A 415-nucleotide genomic window follows, 5' to 3' on the forward strand; every position below is an offset into this window, starting at 1 on the left:
TGTATAAGGCTCTGTATTCTTCGTCTGCGTCAGATGTGTATTAGAGATAGCTAGTGGCTAGAATCCGTCTTTTCCCCGCCCTTCCTCGCTCTTCCTAGAACCTAGAATCCTAGCAGCTAGAGCCTTCTTTTCCAGCTCTTCCTCGCTCTTCCTAGAACCTAGAGCACCGATCAGTTTAAAAAACATACAGTGACTTTAGCCCCAAAACATGATCAAATACACAGTATTGTTAACTCATGAACTGATTGATTATGTCTAATTCTAGAAACTGGGCACCACCTACTGCTCTTTCAAAAAAAGAGCAGTTTATTTGCCAAAAGTTAAAGCAGACTGGCAAGCTATTTGTGTTCTTGCGAACCAATCGTCATCTCATTATTAATGATGAGATTAATCAGAAGCTTAGGTCAATGTATGC

1 pseudogene is annotated in these 415 nt (G+C 40.7%); it reads left to right on the top strand.

Annotated elements, in window-relative coordinates:
- Positions 1-251: 251 nt before the first annotated feature.
- A pseudogene (locus tag UF06_RS26530) lies at positions 252-415 on the top strand (IS5/IS1182 family transposase); the annotation flags it as partial.

Origin of the sequence: Vibrio sp. S234-5 (assembly GCF_000960595.1) — a bacterium.
Classification (GTDB): domain Bacteria; phylum Pseudomonadota; class Gammaproteobacteria; order Enterobacterales; family Vibrionaceae; genus Vibrio.